Raw genomic sequence first — 23,884 nt, forward strand, 5'->3', positions numbered from 1 at the left:
CCCCCCGCCCGTCCCCTGCCAGATCCACGGGCCAAGCCCTCCTCGCGACAGGTTTCCCTTGATCGAGCTAACGAGGGGGGGTGACGCTGGCGATCGTGGTACACAACTGCCCCTGGAGGGGCAGTAAACGTCCACGATCCGTTCACCGGCCGCCAAGATCGCCGCCGATCAAGGCATTGTGGACAGAAGCCGAAACCCGGCCGCGCACCGCCAGACAAACCCCGTAGGAGTCTTCGCGGCCCCACCTCCGCCATCCTGACGCAGCGTCACGAGCCAAAGGGGGAGATTCGAGATTTAGGAGACCTAGGGTTGCTCGACTTTCGGAGTCGCTTCTCTGCTCGTTTCGGGTTTGTTTGTGGTTGCGGTTAGTTCGGCGCCTCCGGCGGGGCCTCGGGCTCCGGCCGGGCCGCCTCCGGCTTGGTTCGGTCTGTCGGTGGGTGGTTGCGGCGGGAGCCGTGCGGGTGGACGGCGGCATACGGCACGGCTCGGGCGCTGGCTGCGGCTTGGGGATGGCTGGCCGTGGTGGAGGGCATGATCGCCGGCCCACCTTCCCAATGTTTGGGGATGTGGCTCAGCATGTGGGGCGGCGTCATGATCGTTCGCCCGAAATGGGCGTGACACGCCGAAGAGCACGCCCTTATCGGGCTAACGATCATGCGATGCACCCGCCGCGGTCCCGCGTCTCCCGCGTGACGGCACCATCGGGTCAGGATCTGAAGGTGTGGTGATCGTTAGCCCGGAACCTGTGTGACACGCGGGCGAGAACGCTGGTTTCGGGCTAACGATCACCACGCGCGGTGGACGCCGGAGCTTGCGGAGCATTGTTGGCCGGGCCTCAAGCCCGGCCAAACCGCGAGCGCCCTAATTCTCCTAGATCTCGAATCTCGTGCCGCGCACACCTCCGGCGGTTACCCGGCGGCGAAGCCCCTGTTGTTTCCCAGATCGCCGGTCCCGTGAACAAACACCGCCTGGCGCGAGCGCGATTAGTGGAAGCATCCTTCCGGTTAGCTGTCGTGGGCCGCCCGTGCGGCCCACGACGGACGCGTCACTGTCTCGCCGGCACCGACGATGGCGATCGTAGGCATGGGAACGTCCTTCAGTCGACGGTGACGGCGAACTTGCCGACCGCGCCGGCGCCGAAGTCGGCGAGGGCCTGCGGCACCTCGCCCAGTGCGTACGTGCGGGTCACCGGCACCCGCAGCCGGCCGGAAGCGGCGTCCGCGGCCAGGCGGTCCAACGTGGACCGGTCGGGGCTGGCCATGACGGCTGTCGCCGTGGCGTCGGCGCGGCCGAGCGTGTCCGGGCCGAAGCCGAGCGTCGAGGCGATCCGGCCTCCCGGCGCCAGCAGGTCGGCCAGCCGCGCGCCGTCGCCCGCGAGATGCAGGGCGGCGGACACCCCGCCGGGCGCGATGGCGCGCACCTGACCGGGCAGGTCGCCGGTGTAGTCCACGACGTGGGCCGCGCCCAGCTCCCGCACCAGGGCGGCTTCCGCACCGGGCTTGGCGGTCGCGATGACCCGGACGCCGCGCGCGGCGGCGAGCTGGATCGCGAACGCGCCAACTCCCCCGCTGGCGCCGCCGACCAGCAGCGTCTCCCCGTCGGCGGGAGCGACCGCGTCGACCGCGTTGAGCGCCGCCGTGCCGGCCAGGCCCAGGGCGCCGGCGGCCGCGTGGGACAGCGTGGCGGGGATGTGCGCCAGCCCGTAGCCCTCGCCCACGACGACGTACTCACCCAGGCCGCCGTCGCCCAGGAACGGTTTCATCACCACGCCGAAGACCTCGTCGCCGGCCGCGAACGAGGTCACCTGGTCGCCGACGGCCTCCACCGTGCCGGCGAAGTCCTTGCCGAGCACGACCGGAAACCGGTGCTCCATCATGCCTTTGAGCATCCCGGCGGCGGTCGCCGCGTCGAACCCGTTGAGCGAGGAGGCTCGCACCCGCACCAGCACCTCCCCCGCGTCCGGCTTGGGCTGGGGCAGGTCGGTCACCGTGGCGCCGGCTCCGAAGTCCTTGATGACGATGGCACGCATGCTGGTACTCCTTCTCGATAGCGAGTCGTACCCAACGTAGCGCGCTAACTGGAGGATCTATTCCAGATACCGTCGCTAGGATGTGACCATGACCGCGAAACCTGGCGCCGGGCGACGCCGGCCCGGCCTGCGCGCCGACGCCGAGCGCAACAGGCAGCTCCTGCTGTCGGCCGCCCGCGAGGTCTTCGCCGAACGCGGCCTGAACGTGCCCATCGAAGACATCGCCCGGCACGCCGGTGTCGGTGTCGCCACCCTCTACCGCCGCTTCCCCACCCGCGCCGACCTCGTCGCCGGTGCCTTCGAGGCCAAGATGGCCGGGTACGCGGATGCCGCCGACCACGCCCTCGCGGAGCCGGACCCGTGGCTCGGGTTCTGCGGCTTCATCGAGCGGATCTGCGCAATGCAGGCCGACGACCGCGGCTTCGCCAACGTCCTGACCATGACGTTTCCCACCGTGAAGCCGTTCGAGGCCGAGCGCGACCGGGCGTACCACGCGCTGGTCGAGCTGATCGGCCGGGCGAAGGCGGCCGGCCGGCTACGCGACGACTTCAGCCCCGAAGACGTGGTGATGCTGCTCATGGCCAACGCGGGCGTCGTCGCCGCGACCGGCGACGCCGCGCCGGAAGCCTGGCGGCGCTTCGCCGCCTACATGATCCAGGCGTTCAGCGCGGCCAACGCCGCACCGCTGCCGCCCCCGCCGACACCCACCGCGATGTACCGGGCGCTGATGCGCCTGCGCCACGCGCCAGTCCCCTGAGCCGGGGCCTCAGGGGACGAGTGCGACCTTTCCGCCCGGGTGTCCGGTGCGCACGAGTTCGAGGGCGGCGCGCGCCTCGTCGAGCGGGAAGGTCCGGGCGATCGGCACGACGAGCCGGCCGTCGGCGGCCATGGCGAGGACTCGGGCCCGGGCGGCGTCGCGAAACGCCGCGCTGGCCGGCAGGGCGCCGGCGATCGCGGTGATGCCGGCGGCCCGGTTACGGTCGGTGCCGACGATCGTCACGGCGCGGCTCACGTCGACGAGCAGCTCACGCGTGGCGTCCAGCGCCTCGTCGGTGCCCACCGTGTCGATGGCCGCGGCGACACCGTGCGGCGCGATCGCCCGCATCCGCTCGACGAGCCCCGGCCCGTACCCGACCGGCTCGGCGCCGAAGCCGCGCAGCAGCGCGAAGTTGTGCTCGCTCGCGGTGCCGACGACCCTCGCACCGACAAGCCGCGCCTGCTGCACCACGCTGACGCCCACCGCGCCGGACGCGCCGTGCACCAGCACGGTCTCGCCCGCCGCCACCTTCGTGACGTGCAGCGCCTCGGCGGCGGTGGTGCCGGCCAGCAGCAGGTTGGCGGCGGCCGGAAAGTCGAGCGCGTCGGGCTTGGCGAAGACGTCCCGCGCCGGCACGGTCACCTGCGACGCGTAGCCGCCACTGATCCGGAACGCCACCACCGCGTCGCCCACCAGACCACCACCGGACGCGATCGTCGTGTCCGGCCCGATCGCGCTGATCACACCGGCGACCTCGTAGCCGACGCCGAGCGGCAACGACCGGTCCGACCCCCGCGCGGCGGCCAGGTGCTTGTAGTCGGCCGGGTTGACCCCGGCGGCCCGCACGTCGATCGTCACCTCACCCGCGGCGGGCGACCGGACCTCGGTCTCGACCAACGTGAGCACTTCCGGCCCACCGAACTCGGGCGCGATCCACCGCACTGCCATCCTGTATTCCTACCCCGCTAGGCCGGCCAACGGACGCGGTTGCCGGAGGGACTTCGGAGTGGGGGTCACCGCGTCTTCGACAATTTCCAAGCGGATTTTCCCCGGTCCGCGTCACCTGCGGACCGCTGCTCCCGCCGGAGACCGCTCCGGTCGGCGGCGAGCTGGCGCTCGCCGAAAGCCCCGACCTCCGCTGCCAGGCCCGCGAGACAAGCCCCACGGCAACCCGATCCGGGAAAGCAACAGGGGTTTCGTCGCCGCGGGCAACCGTCGCGACGGTGTGCGCGGCGCGAGATTCGAGATCTAGGAGAGTTAGGGCGCTATTTCAACCCTCAGTCTCCTAGATCTCGAAGTCCCGGTCCCTGGGCTGGTGACGCTGCGTCAGGATGGCGGAGGTAGGTCCCGCGAAGACCCTCTCGGGGCTTGCACCGCGGAGCTGGCAGCGCGGGTCGGGGATCTCGGCGAGCGCCAGCTCGCCGCCGACCCGCGCGGTCTCCGGCGGGAGCAGCGGTCCGCAGCTGACACGGACCCGGGCAATCCAGCTCCAGGCACCACACCACGACGGGTCTCTAGGCAGCCGGTTCCCAGACGGCGTTGTCGTGGGCGAAGACGACCCGTGCCGGGTCGAGGCGCTGGAGCCGGTCGATCCAGGCGGGGGCCGCCGGCAGGGGCGCGTCGTGGTGGTCTCGGGTGGCGCGCCGGGCCAGTGCGTCCGCGCCGTACCCGGCGGCGGTGTCGTGGCTCTGCCCGGCCACGACCACGGTGCCGTCCCGGCGGCGCACGACCAGTGATTGGTGGCCGGCCGTATGGCCGGGCGTCGGCACCACGAGCACGCCGGGCAGGATCTCCACCTCACCGTCGAGCACCTCGTAGCGGAGGCCCGGCGGATCGATCAGCTCGGGCAGCGTGTAGTCCGGCGTGTGCCGGGCGGCGTCTAGCTCGGCGCGCTGGGTGAAGACCGGACGGCCAGCCAGAGCGGGGTTGCCGCCGCAGTGGTCGAAGTGCAGGTGGCAGTTGACCACGAACCGGATGTCGTCGACGCCGGTGCCCGCGGCGGCGAGCGCGGACGCCAGGGCGACGCGGCGCGGGCGGTAGTGCGCGTCGACCTCCGGGTGGCTACCCATCCCGGTGTCGACGAGCAGCAGCCCGTCCGGATGCGCGACGAGGTAGCCCAGGCAGGGCTCCACCCTCGGCTCGCCGGTGCCGGTCTCGGTGGCCGGCCGCACGAAGTAGCCGAAGTCCACCCGCCGCACCGCGAGGTCTGCCATCACCTCAGCCCTTCGAGGCCGTCGAGGAACGCGGCGGTGACCGCGTGGATGTCCGGCCGGTCGAGTGGGAGCGCGTGGCCGCCGTGGGTGACCAGGGCGTGGACCGGATGCCCGGCCCGCAGCAGAGCCGACGCCAGCGCGACGGTCTGGCTGGCCGGCACGGCGGCGTCCTGGGCACCGTGGACGAGCAGCACGGGCACCCGGCCGTTGACGTGGGTCGACGGGGTGGCGTCCAATGTCGACGGATCGGCGGCCGCCGGCTCGTGGCCGAGCAGGTCGCGCCACGGGTTGTCGCCGTGGCGGGTGGTGCGCAGCAGCTGGAGCCAGTCGTCGGCGAGCGGGTCGAGCGGTGGCCAGAAGGCCAGCACCCCGTCGACGTCGCCCGGCTCGGCGACCCCGCGCAACCCGAGCTGCAAGGCCAGGTGGCCGCCGGCCGAGTCGCCGGCCACGAGGAACGGCACGCCCGCGGCCCGCGCCTGGGTGAGTGGCTCGCGCGCCGCCGCCCGTACGTCGGCGAGCTGCGCGGGCCAGGTCGCCTCGTGGCTGAGCCGGTAGCGGCCCGGCACCACCGTCAGGCCGTGCCCGGCCAGCGCCGTGCCGTCTTCGTCGGACCATCCGCGCCAGCCGCCGCCCGGCAGCCACAGCGCCACACCTCGTTTCGCCACCGGCCCAGCATGACCCGTGCGGCCGGCCGCCGCCCGCATACTCTGCTGACGGCGTAACGGGAAGCGTGCATGATCTCGTCATGGGTGACACGCGCTTGGACCTGGTTCGGATCCGTGCCGCTCGGCAGGTGATCGACCCGCTCTTCCTCGACACACCGCTCTACACGTGCGGGCCGCTCGGGCGCACGCTGGGTTGCACGGTCAGCGTGAAGCTGGAGACGGCCAACCCGGTCCGCAGTTTCAAGGCCCGGGGCACCGAGCTGGTGACGAGCCTGCTGGCCGAGCGCGGCGCGACCGGGGTCGTGTGCGCCAGTGCCGGAAACCTCGGACAGGCGCTCGCCTGGTCGGCCGGCCGTCGCGGGATCCGCGCCACCGTCGTGGCCTCCCGCCGGGCACCCACCGCGAAGCTCGACGGAATCCGCGCGCTCTGCGCCGAGCTGGAGCTCGTCGACGGCGACATCGAGGACGCGCGCGAACGGGCCGCGGCGATCGCGCGCCAGCGCGAGATCCGGCTCGTGGAAGACAGCCTGGACATCGAAACGTGCGAGGGCGCCGCGACGATCGGCCTCGAGCTGGCCGCCGGCCCGCCGTTCGACGCGGTGCTGATCGCCCTGGGCGGCGGCGCGATGGCCACCGGCGTCGGTCACGTCCTCAAGGCTCTGCGGCCCGGGGCCGAGGTCGTCTGCGTGCAGCCCGCGGGCGCGCCGGCGATGACCCGCTCCTGGCACGCGCGCCAGGTCGTCACCACCGAGTCGATCGACACGATCGCGGACGGCGTGGCCGGGCGCCACCCCATCCCCGAGGTCCTCGACGACCTGCTCGCGGTGGCGGACGACGCCGTCCTGGTCGAGGAACGGTCGATCCTCGCGGGCATGCGACACCTGCTCGACCTGGCCGGGCTTGTCGTCGAGCCCTCGGCCGCGCTCGGCGTCGCCGCCGTCCTGGAAGACCCCGCGCGGTTCGCCGGCCGCCACGTGGTCACCGTCATCTGCGGCAGCAACGTCGACCCGCTTCCCTACCGCGGCTGGATCCGCCCGTAGCGCTCAGGCCACCAGCAGCCCGACGCCCCACGTCGCGGCGATCGCGAGCGCGGCGGCCAACTCGATCAGCATCGAGAGGCCGGCGGCCTTGAGCGCGTGCACAGTGGACGGCCAGGCCTGCCGGTGGTCGCCCAGCCGCGCCCGCTCGGCCAGCCAGACGCCCAGGATGAAACCCAGGACCAGACCCACGATGGGTATCACGAAGAAGCCGACCAGGCCGAGCGCCCCGCCCACCAGCAGCGTGCTGTTGGGCACGCCGGAGCGTTTGAGGTTGCGGCCCGGCCACAGGTACTTGACGACGGTGCCGGCCACCGCGAACACGGTGACGACGGCCAGGACCAGCCATTTTACCCAGCCGCCGTCGCCGAAGACCGCCCACGCCAGCACGCCGAGCCAGCACAGCAGCAGCCCGGGCAGGATCGGCACCACAACGCCCACGATGCCGGCGGCGATGGCCAGCCCGCACAGCACCGTCACCGTCGTGTTGTCGACCGTGAGCTCCACGCCATCCATCCTGCGCCATGAAGGCCGGCCGCGCTATCGACGACCGCCCTTACTGAGCGGCGGCTCACTGATGGGCCGCGTCGAGCCCGAAGCTGCGGACGGCCGTCACCGTCTGAAGTAGATAGTCGGCGACGAGGTACCCGATGGTGGCGCGGCGCGTGCCCATAACGCGGGCAAGGACGCGGTTTTGGGCTGACGATCACCGCACGCGGTAGCCACTGGGGCTATGCCAGCGGTCCGAAGAACGTCCGCAGGTCCGCCGCCAACTGGGTGGGGTCAACGACCGGCGGCGCTGGTACCTGGTGGCCTGGGACGTGGCCCGGGACGACTGGCGCACCTTCCGCGCCGACCGGATCGCGCTGCGGACGCCCAACGGGCCGCGCTTCACGCCCCGCGCGCTGCCGCCCGACCGGGAGATCGCGGCGCGGCTGGCCCGCGGGATCGGCGAGGCGACGTGGCGATACCGGGCCCGCGTCATCGTGCACGCGCCCGCGGCACACGTACGCGACCGGCTGCCGATCCCGGTCGACGTCGAGCCGCTCGGCGACGACCGTTGCGCCTTCGAGCCCGGCTCGGACCACCCTCGGATGCTCGCGCTCTACCTGGGCATGCTGGACGCGGACTTCGAGGTCGTGGACTCGCCGGAGCTGGTGGACGCGCTACGCGAGCTCGCGGAGCGCTACCAGCGGGCGGGCATCAGCGAAACCAGGCCTGCTTCTCCACAAGCGCCAGCTCCAGGCAGCGCGCCTGCCGCGCGTCCAGCTCCGGACCCTCCCCCGGAGGAAACCAGGCCACCTCGACCGACTCGTCGTCGTTGACCCGGGCCTCTCCCCCGACGGCACGGCACCGGAACGCCATGTCGAGCCACCACACCTGGTCGCCGTTGGGCAACACCGCGAGGTCCAACGCCTCCACGCCGAGCAGCCGCTCGACCGCCACCTCGACCGCGGTCTCCTCCAGCACCTCCCGGACCGCGCCGTCGGCCGGCTGTTCGCCCGGATCGAGGCAGCCGGTCACCAGCGCCCACCGGTGGTCGTCCGCCCGCCGCACGTGCAGTACCCGCCCGGCCTCGTCGAAAACCACGGCCGTCACGGCCGGCAGCGTCAGGGGTGCGTGGCCGACGCGAGCGCGCAGCTCGACGATGAAGTCCGGAATCGCCATGCCACCGACCCTAGAGGCCGGAATTGTGTGGGCGCGGCGGCGGCCGCGCGGTAGCCTCCGAAAGGCCGTGACATCGGCATCGTGCGAGGAGGTGAGACCCATGAGCGTTGTATCGAGGTGGGTGCTCCTCGCTTCGTCACGGTCGGGCGATTGACGTAGGGGTCGCCGGGAGCGCCTGAGGCACTCCGAAAGGCGACACCCATGCATTCTCTGCACTTCACCGGCGAGACATTCTCGAACGGTCTCCGCGAACGCGACTTCACGGTGGGCGGCGTGCCCGGCGTGCTCTGGTCGCCGGCATCCGGGGCCGGTCGCGCGCCCCTGGTCCTGATGGGTCACGGTGGCGGCACGCACAAGAAGGCGCCGGCGATGCTGGGCCGCGCGCACCTGCTCGTGACCGGCGCCGGCCTCAACGTCGCCGTCATCGACGCTCCCGGACACGGCGACCGGCCGCGCACGGCGTACGACGAGCGGCAGATCGACGCCATGCAGCGGGCCATGGCGGCGGGTGAGCCGGTCGGCCCGATCGTCGTGCGGTACAACGGCGAGCTGGCGCGCCGCGCCGTGCCGGAGTGGCGGGCGACCCTGGACGCACTCCAGCGGCTGCCGGAGATCGGCGCCGGCGGACCGGTCGGCTACTACGGCATCAACATGGGCACCGCGATCGGGGTGCCGTTGACCGCGGCCGACACCCGGATCAGCGCCGCGGTCTTCGGTCAGTTCTGGCCCGAGTCCCTGGTCGAGCTGGCGAGGCGGATCACCGTGCCGATCGAGTTCGTGCTCCAGTGGGACGACGAGCACATCCCGCGCCAGGCCGGCCTCGAGCTGTTCGACGCCTTCGCCTCGACGCGGAAGACGTTGCACGCCAACGCGGGCAGGCACAAGGAGGTGCCGAGGTTCGAGGCCGACAGCGCGGTTCGGTTCTTCGCTCGGACCCTCAGCTCGGCAGGACCCACTACTTAGTGATACCGTGTACTGGTACTTAGTAATACGCAGTACCAGGACCGAAGAGGCCCGCTATGGACGACCTGACGGAGATGCTGAAGGGCACGCTCGAGGGCTGCGTGCTCCAGATCATCGGCAGCGAGGAGACCTACGGATACGCGATCACGCGTCGGCTCGACGAGCTCGGCTTCGCCGACGTCGTCGAGGGGACCGTGTACACCATCCTGCTGCGCCTGGAGAAGAACGGACTCGTCCAGGTGACGAAACGGCCGTCCGGGGTGGGCCCGCCGCGCAAGTTCTACGCGCTCAACGACGCGGGGCGCGAAGAGCTCGCGAGGTTCTGGGCGAAATGGGCGTACCTCTCCACACGAATCGACAAGCTCAAGGAGGGCGGGAGATGAGCTTCTGGGCGACCATCACGAACGTCGCGAGGAAATTGGCCCAGCTAGGAGGCTGACGTAGGCATCCAGGACATCGTCGAGGGCAAGAAGCAGTGGCGGGCGCACATGGCGCGGGTCAAGGCGCTGCCGCCGGACTACCAGATCGTCTACAAGGAGATGCAGAGGTACCTGTTCAAGGTCGGACCGGTCGACCTGCCGGACGGGCCGTTGCTGCCGGGGATCGTCGACTTCTTCGAGGAGGGCGTCGCGGCCGGCAGGGGCGTCCTGGAGCTCACTGGCACCGACGTCGCCGCCTTCTGCGACGGCCTGATCACGGACTCGCCCACCTACGCGGACATCTACCAGCAGTCCATCAGCGGAAAGCCCGGCACGCCCGAGAGGTGACCACACGGGAGCCTCTATAGTGGACCGATGCTGGGGGTCATCGCGGCCGCGCTCGGCGGGCCTGAGGTGCTACAAGTGACCGAGCTGCCCGAGCCTGAGGCGCAGCCTGGGCAAGTCGTCGTCCGGGTCCGCGCGGTGTGCGTTCACCCCGCCGACGTCGCCGCCACGACCGGACAGATCCCGCGCGGGCCGGTGATGCCACCGTTCCTGCCCGGGTGGGACATCGCCGGCGAGGTGGCCTCGGTCGGTGCGGACACGACAAACTTCCGGGTGGGTGACCGCGTCGTCGGGATGATCCCGTGGTATCTGACGCGGGGTGCGCCCGGTGGCTACGCCGAGTTCGTGGCCGCCGACGCCGACTGGCTGGTGCCGCTGCCGGACGAGCTCGACTTCGCGGCCGCCGCCACGGTCCCGCTCAACGCGCAGACCGCACACCAAGGGCTGGAGCTGCTGTCGTTGAGCCTGCCGCCGGCCGGCAGCAGCATCCTGGTCACCGGCGCCAGCGGCGGTGTCGGCGGCTTCGCCGCCCAGCTCGCCCTCCAGGGCGGCTACCGCGTCCTGGCGCAGGCCAGCGACGGCGACGAGGAGTGGGTGCGCGGTCTCGGCGCACAGGAGGTGATTCCCCGCTCCACCGACCTGGCCACGCTGAGGCCGGTGACCGCGCTGTTCGACGCGGTCCCCCTCGGCGAGGAGGCGGCCGCCGCGGTCGAAAACCGGGGCGTGGTGGTCACCACCCGCCCCACGCCGGCCATCAACCCGGCCCGCGGCGTGCGCCAGGACCTCCAGCTCATCAAGCTCGACCGCAAGCTGCTGGCCGAGCTTGTCGAGCAGGTGGCGACGGGCCGGCTCCGCACCCGCGTGGCGGCCACCATGCCGCTCGCCGAGGCGGCCGACGCACACCGGCGGGTGCTGGCCGGCGGCCTGCGCGGAAAGGTCGTGCTGACGCCGGGCTGAGCCGAGCCGGCAGCGGGCTGTGGCAGGATTGCGCGCGTGTCGCAGCCCCTCGACCGGTTCCGCACCCGCCGCGAGCAACTGCTGGCCGGGGTCTACACCCGGCTGCGCGACCTGGGCATCGAAGCCGTCTTCGGCGTACTGGTGCCGTACTACGACTTCTACGGCGCGATACCCGACGGCCTGACCGGCCTTTCCGTCCGCGACGCGGCCGCCACCGGGCGGATGCAGGTCACGGTCCTGGCCGCACGCCGCGACGGCGACACCTGGGTGCGCGACACCGACCTGGAGTACGACCTCGACAGCGACTTCGTCTTCGAGGTCAGCACCCTCGAGGGGCGCGGCGACGGCCCCGGCGACCCGCCCGCCATCTGGGCGCCGCGGCGACTGGTCCGCGCCGAGGAGGCGGTGGTCGACGCGATCCGGCTGTGGCACGGCTACCGGGACACGCTGCGCGCCAGCCCACCCGCCGCCGACCCGGCCCGCCGCCGCACCGAGCTCACCCGCCAGGTCGACGCCCGGCGCACGGCCGCCGCGGCCGCCCGGGTCCGCCTCGCGGCCGACCCGACGGCCGTCCCACCCCAGCAGCGCGAGGCCCTGGCCCGCCACCTGGGCGAGCTCGACCACGCCCAGCTCTGCTTCCACTTCCCCCGCGACAGGTTCGGCCGCTACGCCAAGGCCGCCGTCGTCGCACTCACTGGCTACGAGGCCGGCCTGAGCAAGCGCGGGCCGTGGCTCGCCGTGCGGGCCGACGGCGACGAGCTGGCCGTCAGCGTCGAGGCGCTGATCGGGGCAAACCAGGACCACCGATGGGACCAGCTGCCCTGGCTGTGGAGTACGACCCACCGCGACGCCACCCCCGAGCGGCGATGGCAGGTGCCCGACGCCGACACGGCCCGCCCCATCGCCGACCTGCTCGACCAGCACGCGCTCGCGGACGCACTCATCCGCTGCGGCGTCGAGGTCGACACCGACCTGGCCGCGCTGCTCGACGGCTACCCGATCAGTTACGAATACGCCCGCTACACCGACACCTGGGTCAAGACGCTGTACGAGCAGCTGCGAAACTGCGCACCGTGGCGGCTGGCCACCGCCTATCAGGTCTGGCGGCAGGAGCGGCAGGCCGCCCGCCGCCCGGTGACCGAGCCGATCGCCTTGTTCGGCCTGAAAGGGCTGAACCAGTCGACCAAACCCATGGTCGCCCTCTACGCGCCCGACGGCAGCCCCCGCCTCACGATGGCCTGGAGCGGCAGCAACGCCCGCCTCCCCCGCGCCCTCTGGGAGTGCCCCGCCGACCTGAGCGCCGCGCTCCTCACCAGCGCCTGACCGGAGGGCAGCATGGACCTCAGCATCATCCGGCGATGCCGCGTCGCCCTCGCGGCCGCCAGCCTGCCCGCCGCCTTGCTGGTCGGCGGATGCACGTTCCAGGACGCCATCTGCGGCTCCGGCGACTATCCGGTCCAACAAGTCGGCAGCACCGGCCGCCAGTGCGTCCCCGAGGACGAAGAGCCGCCAGCCGGCTGGACCCGCTATCCGGAGGGCAAGGAGCCGAGGCACGTGGACGACGAATGGGACGTCTACTGGCGGACCCACACCATCGACCAGAGCGGCAACATCATCCAATCCCAATGAAAGGGCTCGATGAGTACGACGTGGCGGCACCTGCCCGCTCCCGCCCAGGCGATCGCCGTCGCCGCCTCGGACGCTGTCGCCGCCGCGCGGGAGCGTGACCGGGACGCGCTCGCGGCAGCCGCCGGGCCGCTCGCCGCCGCCGAGGGTTCCGGACTCGTGCTGGGTGCGGTGGTCCGGCTGCTTCTGGAGGAGGCGCACCCGGACGGGCTGGGCGGTGACGACATCCGCCGGGTGCTCGAGGAGTGTGTGCGCGGCGCCGCCGCGTGGGAGCCGGCCGTCGATCCGCATGTGGTGCTCGTCCTGCTGGCCGGCGCGTTGGGCGTCCACGGCCAGGACGACGAGGCGCCCCGCCCGGCGGCCGATTCGGTGGCGCGGCATTCGGCGCTGCTGGTGGCCCACCTGCTGCACGCGACTCCGCGTCCGCTCGTGGGATACCTCACGGCGGCGTTCGCCGAGATCGAGCGCACCGAGCTGCACGACTGACCCACCGGGTAACGGGCAACCTTATTCATTCATTAAGGTAAATTGCCCCCGGTCGGTCCCGTCCATATGATCGGTCGCCGCGACGATCTACGGACAGGAGACAGCGACATGCGCCAACGACGACTCCGTGCTGTGGTGCTGGCGGCGGCCAGCGCCGCCGCGGTGGCTGCCGGTACGACGGCGGCCGTGGTGGCGCACGCCGCCTCGACCGGCTGCTCGGTCAGCTACGGCATCGGGTCGCAGTGGAGCACCGGGTTCACCGCGAACGTCGCTGTCACCAACCTCGGCGATCCGGTCAGCGGCTGGACGCTGCGCTGGTCCTATCCGGCCGGACAGACGGTGACCCAGGCGTGGAGCGCGTCGGTCTCGCAGAGTGGCGACGCGGTGACCGCGACAAACGCGGCGTGGAACGCCCGCATCGCCACGGGCGCCACGGTTTCGTTCGGGCTCAACGGCGCGTGGAGTGCCGCCGGCAACCCGGTTCCGGCGAGCTTCTCGCTGAACGGGGTGACCTGCACCGGCCAGGTCACCGCCACGTCGGAGCCCAGCGCGACACCGAGCGCCACCGCGTCGCCGAGCCCGACCGCCTCCCCCTCGCCGTCCGGTACCCCGAGTGCGACGCCGACCACGACGGCGCCGCCGGCGGCGGACTGCGCGAGGCCGGCCGGCGCCGCGCCCGTGGTGACCGTCACCCAGGTCGACGTCGGCGTGCCCGTCACCGGCTACGGGCGGGAAGGCGACACCGAGCCGCTGCCCATGGCGATCGCGGCGACGCCGTCCGGTGGGTCCTGGCTGGCGTGGCTGGGCACCGACAGCCGGGTGTACCTGGGCAAGCTCGACTGCGACGACCGCCTCGTCGGGACGCCCACCAGCTTCGCGGGCATCGACCTACAGGACGTGCAGGCGGACAGCAATGGTGGCGTGCTGCTGCTCACCCGGCGGGGCGAGTGCGGCGACGGACCGCTGTGCGGCGGCTCGTCCAGCCCGTGCAACACGATGCACATGGTCCGCTTCGACAACTCCGGCCAGCTCGTGTGGGAGCGGCAGGTCACCAACCTGAGCGAAACCCGCTCCGGCTACGACAACGGCGCCCGCTTCGTGTGGTGGTACCAGCACCACGGCCGGCTCGCGTCCGACGGCGCCAACTACGCGGCCTACTTCGGCGTCGCCATCACCGTCCAAAATGGAAGCTGCGTCGACGTCCACCAGGGCGACCGCATGCAGGTGGTCGGCGCCAACGGATCGCTGGTCTCCGGGCATCGGGACAGCTTCGAGGTGGGGTGCAGCCACAGCTGGGGCACCCGGATCGTGTGGGATCCGCGCACAAGCAGGTTCGCGATGGTGTGCGCCACCGACAACGCGTGCCGCATCGCGCAGCCGAATCCATATCGGACGGTGGCCGCCGGCACCTGCGACGGCACCCTCTTCGGTGGTGACCTGGTGCTGGCGAGCACGTCGGGCTACTGGACCGCGTGGAGCCAGGGCGGGCAGGCGCGCCTGGAACACTTCACCACCGGCGCGTCCGACACCACCGTGAACACCGCCGCGAGAACGAGCCATCCGCACCTGGTGAGCTACGGGACGGGCCGGATGCTGCTGGCCTGGGAGTCGGGTTCCGCGATGGCCGCGCAGGTGTACGACGCCGGCAGCGGCACGACCGTGGGCGCGCAGTTCACCGTTGGCGTGCGCGACCACAACTTCCAGGCCTTCAAGGCGTACGCCGACGGGAGCGCCGCCTACCCGGCCGCCGGCGGCAACAGCACGTCGATCCGGATCGCGCGCGTGCTGCCGATGAGCGGCTGATCCAAGGGTCTTCCCGGGGGTTGCATCCCCGATGTACCGGGCGGGGCGGCCCGGTCCACCATGGATCGGCAACGCGTCCGCGACCTCTGGGAGGACCACAATGGACATACGACTGACGAGGCGGCACGCGCTTCGCGCGACAGGCGTCACGGCCGTGGCCGCCGCGGGCCTGGGCAGCGCGCCGGCCTCCGCCGCGGGCGGCACCGCGCGGTCGGCGGGCGGGCGGATCGACACGCACCACCACGCGGTGCCCGAGGTCATCCGGCAGTGGGCCATCTCGCGCGGGCTGCTACCGGCCGAGGGCGGGCCGTCCTGGGCGTACTGGACCGAGGACGACGCGCTCCGCCTCATGGCCGACAACCAGATCGCGGCCGCCGTGGTTTCCGCGCCGGTGCCCTCGATCGCCTTCGCCGACCGGGCTCTGGCCGAGGAGGGCGTGCGGGTGTGCAACGAGGCGTACGCCGCCCTCGTCGCCAGGTACCCGGGCCGCTTCGGCTTCTTCGCCAACGTGGCGCCGCTGCATCTCGACCTCGCGCTCGAGCAGGTCAGGCACGCGTTCGACGACCTCGGTGCGGACGGCGTGCTCGTCATGGCCAGCGCCGGCGGCAAGTACGTCGGCGACCCCGCCTTCGACCCCCTCTTCGCCGAGCTGCACCGCCGCCGCGCGGTCGTGTTCATCCACCCCGACGGGCTGCCGGACACCGAGCTCGAACTTCCCGGCGTCTCCAACTCCCTGGCCGACTTCCTGCTCGACACCACCCGGGCGGCGCTCAACCTGATCGCTTCGGGCACGCTGGAGCGCTATCCCGACCTGAAGATCATCCTGTCGCACGCCGGCGGTTTCCTGCCGTACCTCGCCGGACGTGCCGAGTCGCAGGGGCGGCAGGGCGAGTTCGTCGACCCGGCCGTCTTCCGGCGGGCGCTGCGCGCGTTCTACTACGACACCGCCATGCCGGCCTCGCCGTATGCCATGCCCACCCTGCTCAAGGCGGTGGGACCGAGCCAGATCCTCTACGGCACCGACTTCGCGGCCCGGCCGGCGACGGAGGTCGGCGTGATCACCCGCGACCTCGACGGCGACACCGCCCTCGACAGGCACACCCGGCGCGCCGTCAACCGCGCCAACGCCCTGCGCCTGTTCCCCCGGCTCGGCGGCTGACCCCAGCCGGGTCCGATTGCGCATCTGAGCAACGGGCTGTCGCGGCGGTCTGGTGCCGGCGAGCCGCGAGTGGTCTAGTCAGGCGCCATGGGGGAACGAGGGTTGATTGCCGTGGACACGGGGGCCACGTCGACAGCGGTGCCGTCGCTGGGCAGGTGGGGCCTGTCAGCACACGCCGACCTCGTCTACCGGACGCTCACCGTGTGTCACTCGGCCACGTGCCGGGAGCTGGCTCGCCACCTGGATGTCCAGGTGAGACGGATCGCCGAGGCGCTGGACGAGCTGGCCGCGGTGGGCGCGGTACGCCGGTACTCCCAGGGTCGCGACTGGCGGTGGACCGCGGTCGCGGTCGACCGGGTGCTGTCGCTGCTGCACCGGCGCCGGGCGCCGATCGTGCTGGAAGATCGGCACCGCCGCCACCTCGCCACGGTGGCCGGCCTGTCCCTCGACCGGATCCCCGCCGACGCGATCCGGCGGATGCCGACCCGCGCGTCCGCCCGCGCGCGGATCGCCGAGCTGGCGACGCTGGAGCGGCACGAACACCTGGCGATCAACACCGAAGACCCGATCACCGCCGATGCGGCCGCGGCGGCCGCCCCGCTCGACCGGGCGCTGCTGGCCCGGGGCGTCAGGATGCGGACCATCGGCCGACCGCCCCAGGACGGCGGCCGGCGCGCGGTCCCGCCGGCCGGCAGCGAACACCGCGAGGCGGACGACCTGCCGCTCAAGCTCATGGTGTTCGACCGGCAGGCGGCGCTGTTTCCCGCGGACCCCACCGATTTCAACGCCGGCGCCGTCGAGCTCAGCGATCCGGACGCCGTCGCACACCTGACCCAGCTCTTCTATCGGATCTGGAGTATGGCCGACGACCCGCGCCGACAGGAGACGCCGCACGTCATGCTGACCATTCGAGAGCAGGCAATCGTGGCGCTGCTGAGCGCGGGAGTGAGCGAGGAGGAGGCCGCCTCCCGGCTGGGCCTGAGCCGCCGCACCGTGGTCTACGCCCTCCGCGCCCTGATGGACCGCCTCGGCGTCGAAAACCGGTTCCAACTCGCGCTGGTCCTCGGAGCCGCCCACGCTGTGCCCATCCCCACGAGCGAATCGACCGCTCCCGCTACGCCGGAGGAGCCCTGATGCCCGCACGCGGCCTTCGTGCCACGCTGCTCACCGCGGCACTCACCACCGCCGCGACACTCGCCGCCGCCGCGCCAGCCCACGCGGCCGATCCGATCGCGTGGAACATGGCTCCCTGCGCCACAGCGATCCTGTCCGAGGCGCAGTGGGACCAGGGCGCCCGGATGTTCGTCGTCAACGGCGTCGCCACCCAGTGCGCGCCGGTGGCCAGCTCCGGCGGCGTCCGCATCGCCACCTACAAGCCCACCGCGGCCAGCGCGAGCGCTCCCGGCTACAACGTCCGCCTCTTCCCCGACGCCACCCCGGGCGCCACCCGCCCCTTCGGCGTCGCCGCGGTCCCACCCACGGTCGGCGAGTACGGCGTCTGCGTCCTGGCCGGCGCCCAGGAGCGCGTGGTCTGCGCGCTGGTCACGGTGTCGTCCTACCAGGGCCGTCTTGTGGCGCCCATGTCACCCCTTCCTGTCGACGCGCCGCTCGTCGACAAACCGGTCGTCACCACGCCGTACACCGGCGCGCTCGCCCCACCCGCCAAAGACGGCGGCCCCGGCGGCACCTGCGGCACCTGCTTCTAGGGGGCGCCCGTCCCGTATACCCGCCCAGACAGTGACAGGGCTGCCCTCTTGAGGACAGGGGCGGGAGGGGTGAGCGCGACCAGCGGTGGACGGGTGAGGCCGCGGGAGCAGCGGTCCGGACCACGACGGACGCCGCGGTAGCTCAAATCTCTGTCTAATAAGGGCTGACGCGGATGTGGGCGAATAGGCTCGGCGAACGTGACGACGTGGGGAGGAGCCGGACTGGTGCGGCACGGCGACGGTGAGTATGTGTCCACGCCGCTCGGCCCGCTGTACGTCGAGGTGGAGGGCAGCGGTCCGCCCGTCGTGTTGGTGTCCGGTGGGCCGGGGGTGAGCCACGTCCATTACCACCCGTGGTTTTCGCGGCTGGCGGGCGAGCACACGGTGGTGTATTACGACCATCCCGGCGTCGGCCGGTCCGGTCGCCAGGCGGGCCGCGGGGTGTACACGGTCGCGGCGTACGCGGCGGCGATCGAGTCCGTCCGCGTGCACCTGGGCGCCGACACCGTCGCGTTGGTGGGCCTGTCGTTCGGCGGGCTGCCGGCCATCGAGTACACCCGCACGCATCCGGGGCGGGTGCGGCGCCTGGTGATGAGCAACGCCGTCCACAGTGCACAGGCGTGGCAGCGCGGCAACATCGACAGCGTCAACCACGAGATCTCCACCCGCTATCCCGAGGTGTGGGGCCAGATCCTGGCGCTGCGCGAGCGCGGGGTGCTGTCGCTCGCGGACGAGTACCAGGAGCTGATCGGTGGCGTGCTGCCCGAGCTGGAGTGGGCCGATCGCCTTTCCCATCCGGCGCTGACCAAGCCGGCGGAGCCGGTCGACCGCTACAACCCCGGCGCGTACGCGGCGTTCCTCGGGCCCGATCCAGAGTGGACCGTCGGCGGCAGCCTGGCAGGCTACGACCCGGGCGCGGGTCTGGCCGGGCTCGACGTCCCGGTCCTGATCGTCTCGGGGCGGCACGACCGGGTGACGCCGGTGGCCGTCGCGCACATGCTTCGCGAGCAGCTCCCGGCCGGCACGACCCGTTGGAAGGTCTTCGAAAACGGCGCCCATCGGCCCTGGGCGGAGGAGCCGGACCCCTACTTCGCCGAGCTCGCCGCGTTTCTGGCTCCGTGACTACGGCGTCGGCAGGGCCGCGCCCAGGTGATACGCCGCGTGCCGGTAGGGCTGCCGGCCTGGGACGGTCATCGCCCGCTGCACCACCGCGCCCGGACCCGCCCGCCAGGACTGCTCGTCGTAGCGCGAAAGCTCGTCGAGCATCGACCGGTGGATCGTGTCGAACCGGCTCAGCAGCAGTGCCACCGGCAGCGTCCGGCCGGCCGCCACCCCGCCGGTGTTGAGCAGGCGGCCGACCTCCGGCTCGTCCCACGCGGCGTCGAGACTCCAATGTCGACGGCCGCGCGCCATCTCGGTCAGTACCGCGAGGTTGATCTCGTCCCACATCAGCACGTGCGCCACCAGGTCGCGTAACGACTCGCAGGAGTCGCCGAGTGGACGGCCGTCCACCTTGTACAGAGCGGTCAGCTCGTCGTCGGTGCGCTCCTCGACCCGCGCGGCCAGCAGCCCACGGTCGGCGGCGACGAGCCGGCGCGCCTCGTCGATCGGAAGGACGGTCATGCCGGCCACCGTAGATCGGGCCGGCGCCGAAACTGCCAAGCCTGCCGAACCTCGGCAGTCTTAGCGGCGCAGCGCTTCCAGCAGGTCCGCGCCGAGGGCCTGGATGGCTGAGTCGTTCAGCGAGTACCGGACGAAGTGGCCCACCCGCTCAGCTCGCACGAGGTCGGCGGCGCGCAGGACGGACAGGTGCTTGGTGACGGCCGACTCGGTGAATCGCCACAGCCGCGCGATCTCGCGTGCGGATCGGGGCTCCACCGCGATGGCGCGGCACACCTCCAGCCGCGCGGGGTGGGCCAGGGCGCCGAGGCGGCGCACCGTCAACCGCCGGTCGGCGGCACGCGGCGGCACCGGGACGGGATAGTGCACGACGACCGGCCGGTCGGGCTCGTCCGCGACGTACAGGTGCTGGCCGCCGAACCGGGTGGGCACCAGCACGAGCCCGCGCCCGGCGACCGGCACCGTCTTGTTCTGAAACTTGTCGACTACCAGGCGGCCGGACCCGTCGCCGGTGCTGACGGCCGGTGACAGGTCGCGCAGACTGGCCGGCCACCCACCGCGGCGGGTGCGGGCGCGTACCTCGGCGCGCAGTGTCGGTGCCGACCGGCGCCACTCGTCCCGGAAACACAGGTGCCAGAAGCGTTCCAGCACGGCGGCGAGTGTGTCTCGCGCCCTCTCCGGGTCGTCGAGGACGAGCTGGACCGCGCGGGTCGCGGCCGGCCCGCGGGCGCGGGACAGTGCGACGACCTCGGCCCGCTGGTCGGCGATGCGACCGGACCGGCCCCGCACCCGCAGCAGCGGGCGGAGGGTCAGCTCCGCGAACCGGGCCGGGGCGAGGGCGCGGAGCCAGGCCGGCCAGCCCTCCCCCGGCGCGAAGGTCGGATCGACGAGCCACACCGGCCGGATCGCGCTGACCGTGAACGACCACGCCTCCAGCGCGGCGGTGAGGTCGGCCGGCAGCGCGCTGCGCGTGGCGGCCGCCCAGTCGGCCCGGTCGGTATGGTGGCCCTCCGCCACGAGCACGTGCCACGCCGACGCCAGCTCCACCAGAGGTGAGACCGCGAAGCTCACCTCGGTGGAGTCCTCCGGTACGAGCAGCGAGATCGGCATACCTGCGAAGCTAGCGGCACACCCGGAAGCAGGCTGTGCCCCACCGCCTGATCCCCACGAAAGCACCCAATCCGGACAACCAGGTGAACACATCGATCAACAGGGGTATTGGGGGTTGAGAGTTTCCGGGAGGGAGATGCCGATGACCGCTGACGGCGAGGAACAGCGCACCGTGATGGACGAGGTCGTCACGCGCGCGAGCCTGACCCAGTTGAGACACCATGTGCTACGCCTGGCCGATCGCGCCGGCCTGGAGGTCGAACGCGGCGAGGCATTCGCGGTCGCCGTCAACGAGGCGGTCAGCAACGCCATCCGGCACGCGGGTGGCAGCGGCGAGGTCACGGTCGTCCAGGACGACGAGCGCCGGTTGATCGCCGAGGTCAGCGACGCCGGGCCGGGAATCCCGTGCTCGGTCACCCTCAGCCTGCCACCGCCGCAGGCGATCGGCGGTCGTGGCATGTGGCTCGCGGACAAGCTGGCCGATCACGTCGAGGTCCACAGTGGTCCTGGCGGGACCACGGTCCGTCTCGAAATGGCCCTCGACCAGCCGCCGCTATCGGGGTAGCTCGAATAGGACATGTCGGGACACCAGCATCTCCGTCATGAGCGGTGGCTGGTCCATGAACCGATTCGGTCATCTTCCCAGCCTTGATGTGGCAGCGCGAATGCCCCGGGCCGCGGAGGTACCGTGTCCTTCCGCCGCTACATGCGGCGCCGCGAAACTGAGTCACGGGGGTCGCATGGTGGAGACGTTGGGCGTCGCGGTCGTCGGGTTCGGCTGGATGGGACGGGTGCACACCCAGGCGTACACGCGCCTGCCGCACCACTACCCCGAGCTGCCGCTGACCGTGGCGCTCGTCGCGGTCGCCGACGAGGTGCCCGGCCGGGCCGCCGAGGCCGTGTCCCGCTACGGCTTCGACACCGCCACCCGCGACTGGCGGGAGGTCGCCGCCGACCCACGGGTCCACGCCGTCAGCATCACCGCGCCCAACTTCCTGCACCGCCAGATCGGCGTCGCGATGGCGGAGGCGGGCAAGCACATCTGGATCGAAAAGCCGGTCGGGCTGACCGCCGAGGACGCCCGCGCGGTCGCCGGCGCCGCCGCGGCGGCCGGGGTACAGGGCACGGTCGGCTTCAACTACCGCAACGCACCCGCCGTCGAGGTGGCCCGCGACCTCATCGCCGCCGGCGAGATCGGCGACGTCACCCACGCGCGGGTGCAGTTGCTCAACGACTACGCCGCCCATCCCGAGGGCGCGCTCACCTGGCGGTACCGGCGGGAGCTCGGCGGCAACGGCGTCCTGGGCGACTTGGCCTCGCACGGCGTCGACCTGCTCCGCTTCCTCGTCGGCGAGATCGACGCGCTCACCGCCGACACCGCCGTCTTCGTGCCCGAACGCGCCCGCCCCACCGGCGCCACCGCCGGCCACGCGCGCGCCACGGGCGGCGAGAAGGGCCCGGTGGAAAACGAGGACTACGTGTCCTGCCTGCTGCGCTTCGCCTGCGGCGCGCGGGGCGTGCTGGAGGCCAGCCGCACGTCGGTCGGCGAGCAAAACAGCTACACCTTCGAGGTACACGGCACGACCGGCGCCGTCGCCTGGGACTTCCGCCGGATGGGTGAGCTGCGGGTCAGCACCGGCACCGCCTACCAGGACCAGCCATTTAGCACTGTCTACGCTGGACCGTTGCACGGCGAGTACGCGGCGTTCCAGCCCGGCCCCGGCATCAGCATGGGCTACGACGACCTCAAAGTCATCGAAGCCGCCCGCTTCGTCCGCTCCATCGCCCGCGGCACCCCGCTCGGCACCGTCCTCGACGACGCCGTACGCAGCGCCGAGGCCCTCGACGCCATGGTCCGCTCCGCCGCCGCCGGCACCTGGGAACGCCCAGCTCAGCGTGGATAGAGTGCGAGACTGTGCGGACACCCGAGATCACCGTCGCCACCCCCGCGGACCGCGAGGCGGTCGTCGGCAGCATGGTCGCCGCGTTCGGCGACGACCCGGTCCTGCGATACCTCTTCCCCGAGGAGGCGACCTACTCGCGGTACGCCGCCGCCTTCTTCGGGCACCTCTTCGACAAGCGCGTGCGAAAGCAGACGATCTGGACCATCGAGGGCGGCGCGTCGACCGCGATCTGGGAGCCTCCCCGCGCGCCCGACGACTCCCCCGGCGGCGACCTGTCCGCTCAGCTGCCCGCCGGCCCGCTCGCCCGCGTCCTCGCCTACGACAAGGCCGTGCACGCCGCGCTGCCCGACGCGCCGTTCTGGTACCTCGGCGTCCTGGCCACCCACCCAGCCAGCGCCGGCCGCGGCTGGGGCCGCGCGGTCATGCGCGCCGGGCTGAGCCGGGCCGCCACGGACGGCCTCCCGGCGGTCCTGGAGACCAGCAACCCGGCCAACGTCGAGATGTACCGCCGCGCCGGATGGCAGGTGGTGCGCACGATGACCGAGCCGCTGCCGATCTGGGTCATGCGGGTGCCCGGGGGCGCCTGAACCGGGGGTGTCGCACACCGGACCCGGTGACATCTCCTCCCAGCCGCCCCCCACGTTTCCACCGCTGCGAGGAATCCGTGTCGCTGTTTCGCCGCGTCTACGCCATAAAGCCGCTCCGCCCGGTGCTGTTCGTCCTCCTCATGGGAGTCGTCTTCGGCGGGGCCTAAGGCGGCCACTACCTTCTCGGCTCCCCCGACGTGGCCAAGGTCGGCCAGTGCATGAACGACGGCAACCCCGTCTCCATGCGCACGACGGACTGCGACAAGGACAAGGCCCAGTGGGTGATCGTCGGCCGCGTCGAGGGCGAGGACCTCGAACCCGAAAAAGCCTGCGCCGCGTACCCGGAGACCGCGACGTGGCTCGAAAAACGCGGCCGCGGCGAAGACTACGTACTCTGCCTCGCCGAAAACCGCCGCGACCGGGCGGCAGTCGCACTCGCCGCCCAGTAATCTCTGAGAATGAGCGCGGAGTTCGCCGTAATCTTGCGGGGGCTGATGGACAATCGCCGGCTGTCCCCGAGAGCCATGAGCCGGGCATCGGCACGGGCCGAAGCGACAATCAATCAACTACTCACCGGAGCGGTCCCACCGACCGCGGACATCCTCGAAGACATCGCGCCGGTGTTGCAGCTGGACCTTGCCGATTTACTGGTCATCGCCGGCCTATCGACGGTCCCCACACCTGGGCGGCCCAAGCCTTACAAAGCGACCATGGAGATCGGGTCGCTGGTGGCGGCCGCGAGCGCCCTGACGCCCGAGCAGGTTGGCGGTCTGGTGGAGACCGCGCGCAGCCTGAAGCAGGATCGAGGGTGACGACGTGCGGAGCTTCCG

Annotated in this window: 27 protein-coding genes and 1 pseudogene; 20 read left to right on the plus strand and 8 right to left on the minus strand. The window is 72.1% G+C overall.

The window, feature by feature from the left end; all coding sequences use genetic code 11:
- Positions 1 to 1,096: 1,096 nt before the first annotated feature.
- On the minus strand, positions 1,097 to 2,029 hold the full coding sequence (locus tag AC5L36_RS08280; RefSeq protein WP_441217002.1) for an NADP-dependent oxidoreductase: 933 nt from the start codon (positions 2,027 to 2,029) through the stop codon (positions 1,097 to 1,099).
- An 88-nt stretch (positions 2,030 to 2,117) separates the two neighbouring features.
- On the opposite strand from AC5L36_RS08280, the gene AC5L36_RS08285 reads away from it, so the two are divergent.
- The gene (locus AC5L36_RS08285; protein WP_441217003.1) at positions 2,118 to 2,786 is read left to right on the plus strand and encodes a TetR/AcrR family transcriptional regulator; all 669 of its coding nucleotides are present in this window, start codon (positions 2,118 to 2,120) and stop codon (positions 2,784 to 2,786) included.
- Positions 2,787 to 2,795: 9 nt separating this feature from the next.
- Here AC5L36_RS08285 and AC5L36_RS08290 read toward each other — a convergent pair whose 3' ends face one another.
- From AC5L36_RS08290 to AC5L36_RS08300, 3 genes are all read right to left on the minus strand, one after another.
- Positions 2,796 to 3,734, minus strand: a complete 939-nt coding sequence (locus AC5L36_RS08290) for an NADP-dependent oxidoreductase (protein ID WP_441217004.1) — start codon at positions 3,732 to 3,734, stop codon at positions 2,796 to 2,798.
- 566 nt (positions 3,735 to 4,300) lie between these two features.
- Positions 4,301 to 4,999: an N-acyl homoserine lactonase family protein gene (locus AC5L36_RS08295; RefSeq protein WP_441217005.1), complete on the minus strand. Its 699-nt coding sequence runs from the start codon at positions 4,997 to 4,999 to the stop codon at positions 4,301 to 4,303.
- Entirely contained in the window at positions 4,999 to 5,664 is a 666-nt protein-coding gene (locus tag AC5L36_RS08300) for an alpha/beta hydrolase (protein WP_441217006.1), read from the minus strand. The genes AC5L36_RS08295 and AC5L36_RS08300 overlap by 1 nt, the downstream gene beginning before the upstream one ends.
- Before the next feature lie 80 nt (positions 5,665 to 5,744).
- Here AC5L36_RS08300 and AC5L36_RS08305 point away from each other — a divergent pair, with 80 nt between their 5' ends.
- The gene (locus AC5L36_RS08305) at positions 5,745 to 6,704 is read left to right on the plus strand and encodes a threonine ammonia-lyase (protein ID WP_441217007.1); all 960 of its coding nucleotides are present in this window, start codon (positions 5,745 to 5,747) and stop codon (positions 6,702 to 6,704) included.
- Between the two features lie 3 nt (positions 6,705 to 6,707).
- Here the strand turns inward: AC5L36_RS08305 and AC5L36_RS08310 are convergent, their stop codons facing one another.
- Positions 6,708 to 7,208: a DUF456 domain-containing protein gene (locus AC5L36_RS08310; protein ID WP_441217008.1), complete on the minus strand. Its 501-nt coding sequence runs from the start codon at positions 7,206 to 7,208 to the stop codon at positions 6,708 to 6,710.
- A gap of 266 nt (positions 7,209 to 7,474) precedes the next feature.
- Here AC5L36_RS08310 and AC5L36_RS08315 point away from each other — a divergent pair.
- Positions 7,475 to 7,879: pseudogene (locus tag AC5L36_RS08315) on the plus strand (helix-turn-helix transcriptional regulator); the annotation flags it as partial.
- A gap of 25 nt (positions 7,880 to 7,904) precedes the next feature.
- Here AC5L36_RS08315 and AC5L36_RS08320 read toward each other — a convergent pair.
- A complete protein-coding gene (locus tag AC5L36_RS08320; protein ID WP_441217009.1) occupies positions 7,905 to 8,369 on the minus strand; it encodes an NUDIX hydrolase in 465 nt (154 codons plus the stop codon).
- Positions 8,370 to 8,570: 201 nt separating this feature from the next.
- Here AC5L36_RS08320 and AC5L36_RS08325 point away from each other — a divergent pair, with 201 nt between their 5' ends.
- The 12 genes from AC5L36_RS08325 (at position 8,571) to AC5L36_RS08380 (ending at position 18,955) form a co-directional block, all read left to right on the plus strand.
- Complete coding sequence (locus tag AC5L36_RS08325) at positions 8,571 to 9,332, plus strand: alpha/beta hydrolase family protein (RefSeq protein WP_441217010.1); 762 nt, start codon at positions 8,571 to 8,573, stop codon at positions 9,330 to 9,332.
- A gap of 56 nt (positions 9,333 to 9,388) precedes the next feature.
- On the plus strand, positions 9,389 to 9,715 hold the full coding sequence (locus AC5L36_RS08330) for a PadR family transcriptional regulator (protein ID WP_441217011.1): 327 nt from the start codon (positions 9,389 to 9,391) through the stop codon (positions 9,713 to 9,715).
- Between the two features lie 72 nt (positions 9,716 to 9,787).
- On the plus strand, positions 9,788 to 10,099 hold the full coding sequence (locus AC5L36_RS08335; protein ID WP_441217166.1) for a DUF1048 domain-containing protein: 312 nt from the start codon (positions 9,788 to 9,790) through the stop codon (positions 10,097 to 10,099).
- Between the two features lie 27 nt (positions 10,100 to 10,126).
- Positions 10,127 to 11,053 (plus strand): NADP-dependent oxidoreductase, encoded by a 927-nt coding sequence (locus AC5L36_RS08340; protein ID WP_441217012.1) that lies wholly within the window; start codon positions 10,127 to 10,129, stop codon positions 11,051 to 11,053.
- Between the two features lie 36 nt (positions 11,054 to 11,089).
- Positions 11,090 to 12,376, plus strand: a complete 1,287-nt coding sequence (locus tag AC5L36_RS08345) for a hypothetical protein (RefSeq protein WP_441217013.1) — start codon at positions 11,090 to 11,092, stop codon at positions 12,374 to 12,376.
- A 12-nt stretch (positions 12,377 to 12,388) separates the two neighbouring features.
- The gene (locus tag AC5L36_RS08350) at positions 12,389 to 12,682 is read left to right on the plus strand and encodes an SCO0607 family lipoprotein (RefSeq protein ID WP_441217014.1); all 294 of its coding nucleotides are present in this window, start codon (positions 12,389 to 12,391) and stop codon (positions 12,680 to 12,682) included.
- A 9-nt stretch (positions 12,683 to 12,691) separates the two neighbouring features.
- Positions 12,692 to 13,165, plus strand: coding sequence for a hypothetical protein (locus tag AC5L36_RS08355; protein WP_441217015.1), 474 nt, complete (start codon positions 12,692 to 12,694; stop codon positions 13,163 to 13,165).
- A 108-nt stretch (positions 13,166 to 13,273) separates the two neighbouring features.
- Positions 13,274 to 14,968, plus strand: a complete 1,695-nt coding sequence (locus AC5L36_RS08360) for a cellulose-binding domain-containing protein (protein WP_441217016.1) — start codon at positions 13,274 to 13,276, stop codon at positions 14,966 to 14,968.
- A 100-nt stretch (positions 14,969 to 15,068) separates the two neighbouring features.
- On the plus strand, positions 15,069 to 16,127 hold the full coding sequence (locus AC5L36_RS08365) for an amidohydrolase family protein (RefSeq protein WP_441217017.1): 1,059 nt from the start codon (positions 15,069 to 15,071) through the stop codon (positions 16,125 to 16,127).
- Positions 16,128 to 16,238: 111 nt separating this feature from the next.
- Entirely contained in the window at positions 16,239 to 17,261 is a 1,023-nt protein-coding gene (locus AC5L36_RS08370) for a LuxR C-terminal-related transcriptional regulator (RefSeq protein WP_441217018.1), read from the plus strand.
- A complete protein-coding gene (locus tag AC5L36_RS08375; protein ID WP_441217019.1) occupies positions 17,261 to 17,833 on the plus strand; it encodes a hypothetical protein in 573 nt (190 codons plus the stop codon). Before AC5L36_RS08370 ends, AC5L36_RS08375 begins: the two co-directional genes overlap by 1 nt.
- A gap of 198 nt (positions 17,834 to 18,031) precedes the next feature.
- Positions 18,032 to 18,955 carry an alpha/beta fold hydrolase gene (locus tag AC5L36_RS08380; RefSeq protein ID WP_441217020.1) on the plus strand — a complete coding sequence of 308 codons (924 nt, stop codon included), beginning with the start codon at positions 18,032 to 18,034 and terminating at the stop codon, positions 18,953 to 18,955.
- Here the strand turns inward: AC5L36_RS08380 and AC5L36_RS08385 are convergent, their stop codons facing one another.
- Entirely contained in the window at positions 18,956 to 19,456 is a 501-nt protein-coding gene (locus AC5L36_RS08385) for a hypothetical protein (RefSeq protein ID WP_441217021.1), read from the minus strand.
- Between the two features lie 60 nt (positions 19,457 to 19,516).
- Positions 19,517 to 20,563: an ArsR/SmtB family transcription factor gene (locus tag AC5L36_RS08390; protein WP_441217022.1), complete on the minus strand. Its 1,047-nt coding sequence runs from the start codon at positions 20,561 to 20,563 to the stop codon at positions 19,517 to 19,519.
- Between the two features lie 142 nt (positions 20,564 to 20,705).
- Between AC5L36_RS08390 and AC5L36_RS08395 the strand changes: the two genes are divergently transcribed.
- The 5 genes from AC5L36_RS08395 to AC5L36_RS08415 all read left to right on the plus strand — a co-directional run bounded on the left by AC5L36_RS08395 (position 20,706) and on the right by AC5L36_RS08415 (position 23,866).
- On the plus strand, positions 20,706 to 21,128 hold the full coding sequence (locus AC5L36_RS08395) for an ATP-binding protein (protein WP_441217023.1): 423 nt from the start codon (positions 20,706 to 20,708) through the stop codon (positions 21,126 to 21,128).
- Between the two features lie 175 nt (positions 21,129 to 21,303).
- The gene (locus tag AC5L36_RS08400) at positions 21,304 to 22,467 is read left to right on the plus strand and encodes a Gfo/Idh/MocA family protein (RefSeq protein ID WP_441217024.1); all 1,164 of its coding nucleotides are present in this window, start codon (positions 21,304 to 21,306) and stop codon (positions 22,465 to 22,467) included.
- Positions 22,468 to 22,478: 11 nt separating this feature from the next.
- Complete coding sequence (locus tag AC5L36_RS08405) at positions 22,479 to 23,054, plus strand: GNAT family N-acetyltransferase (protein ID WP_441217025.1); 576 nt, start codon at positions 22,479 to 22,481, stop codon at positions 23,052 to 23,054.
- Positions 23,055 to 23,272: 218 nt separating this feature from the next.
- Positions 23,273 to 23,503, plus strand: a complete 231-nt coding sequence (locus tag AC5L36_RS08410; RefSeq protein ID WP_441217026.1) for an LppU/SCO3897 family protein — start codon at positions 23,273 to 23,275, stop codon at positions 23,501 to 23,503.
- Positions 23,504 to 23,512: 9 nt separating this feature from the next.
- Entirely contained in the window at positions 23,513 to 23,866 is a 354-nt protein-coding gene (locus AC5L36_RS08415; RefSeq protein WP_441217027.1) for a helix-turn-helix domain-containing protein, read from the plus strand.
- Positions 23,867 to 23,884 lie beyond the last annotated feature (18 nt).

This window comes from Phytohabitans sp. LZ39 (assembly GCF_059359075.1).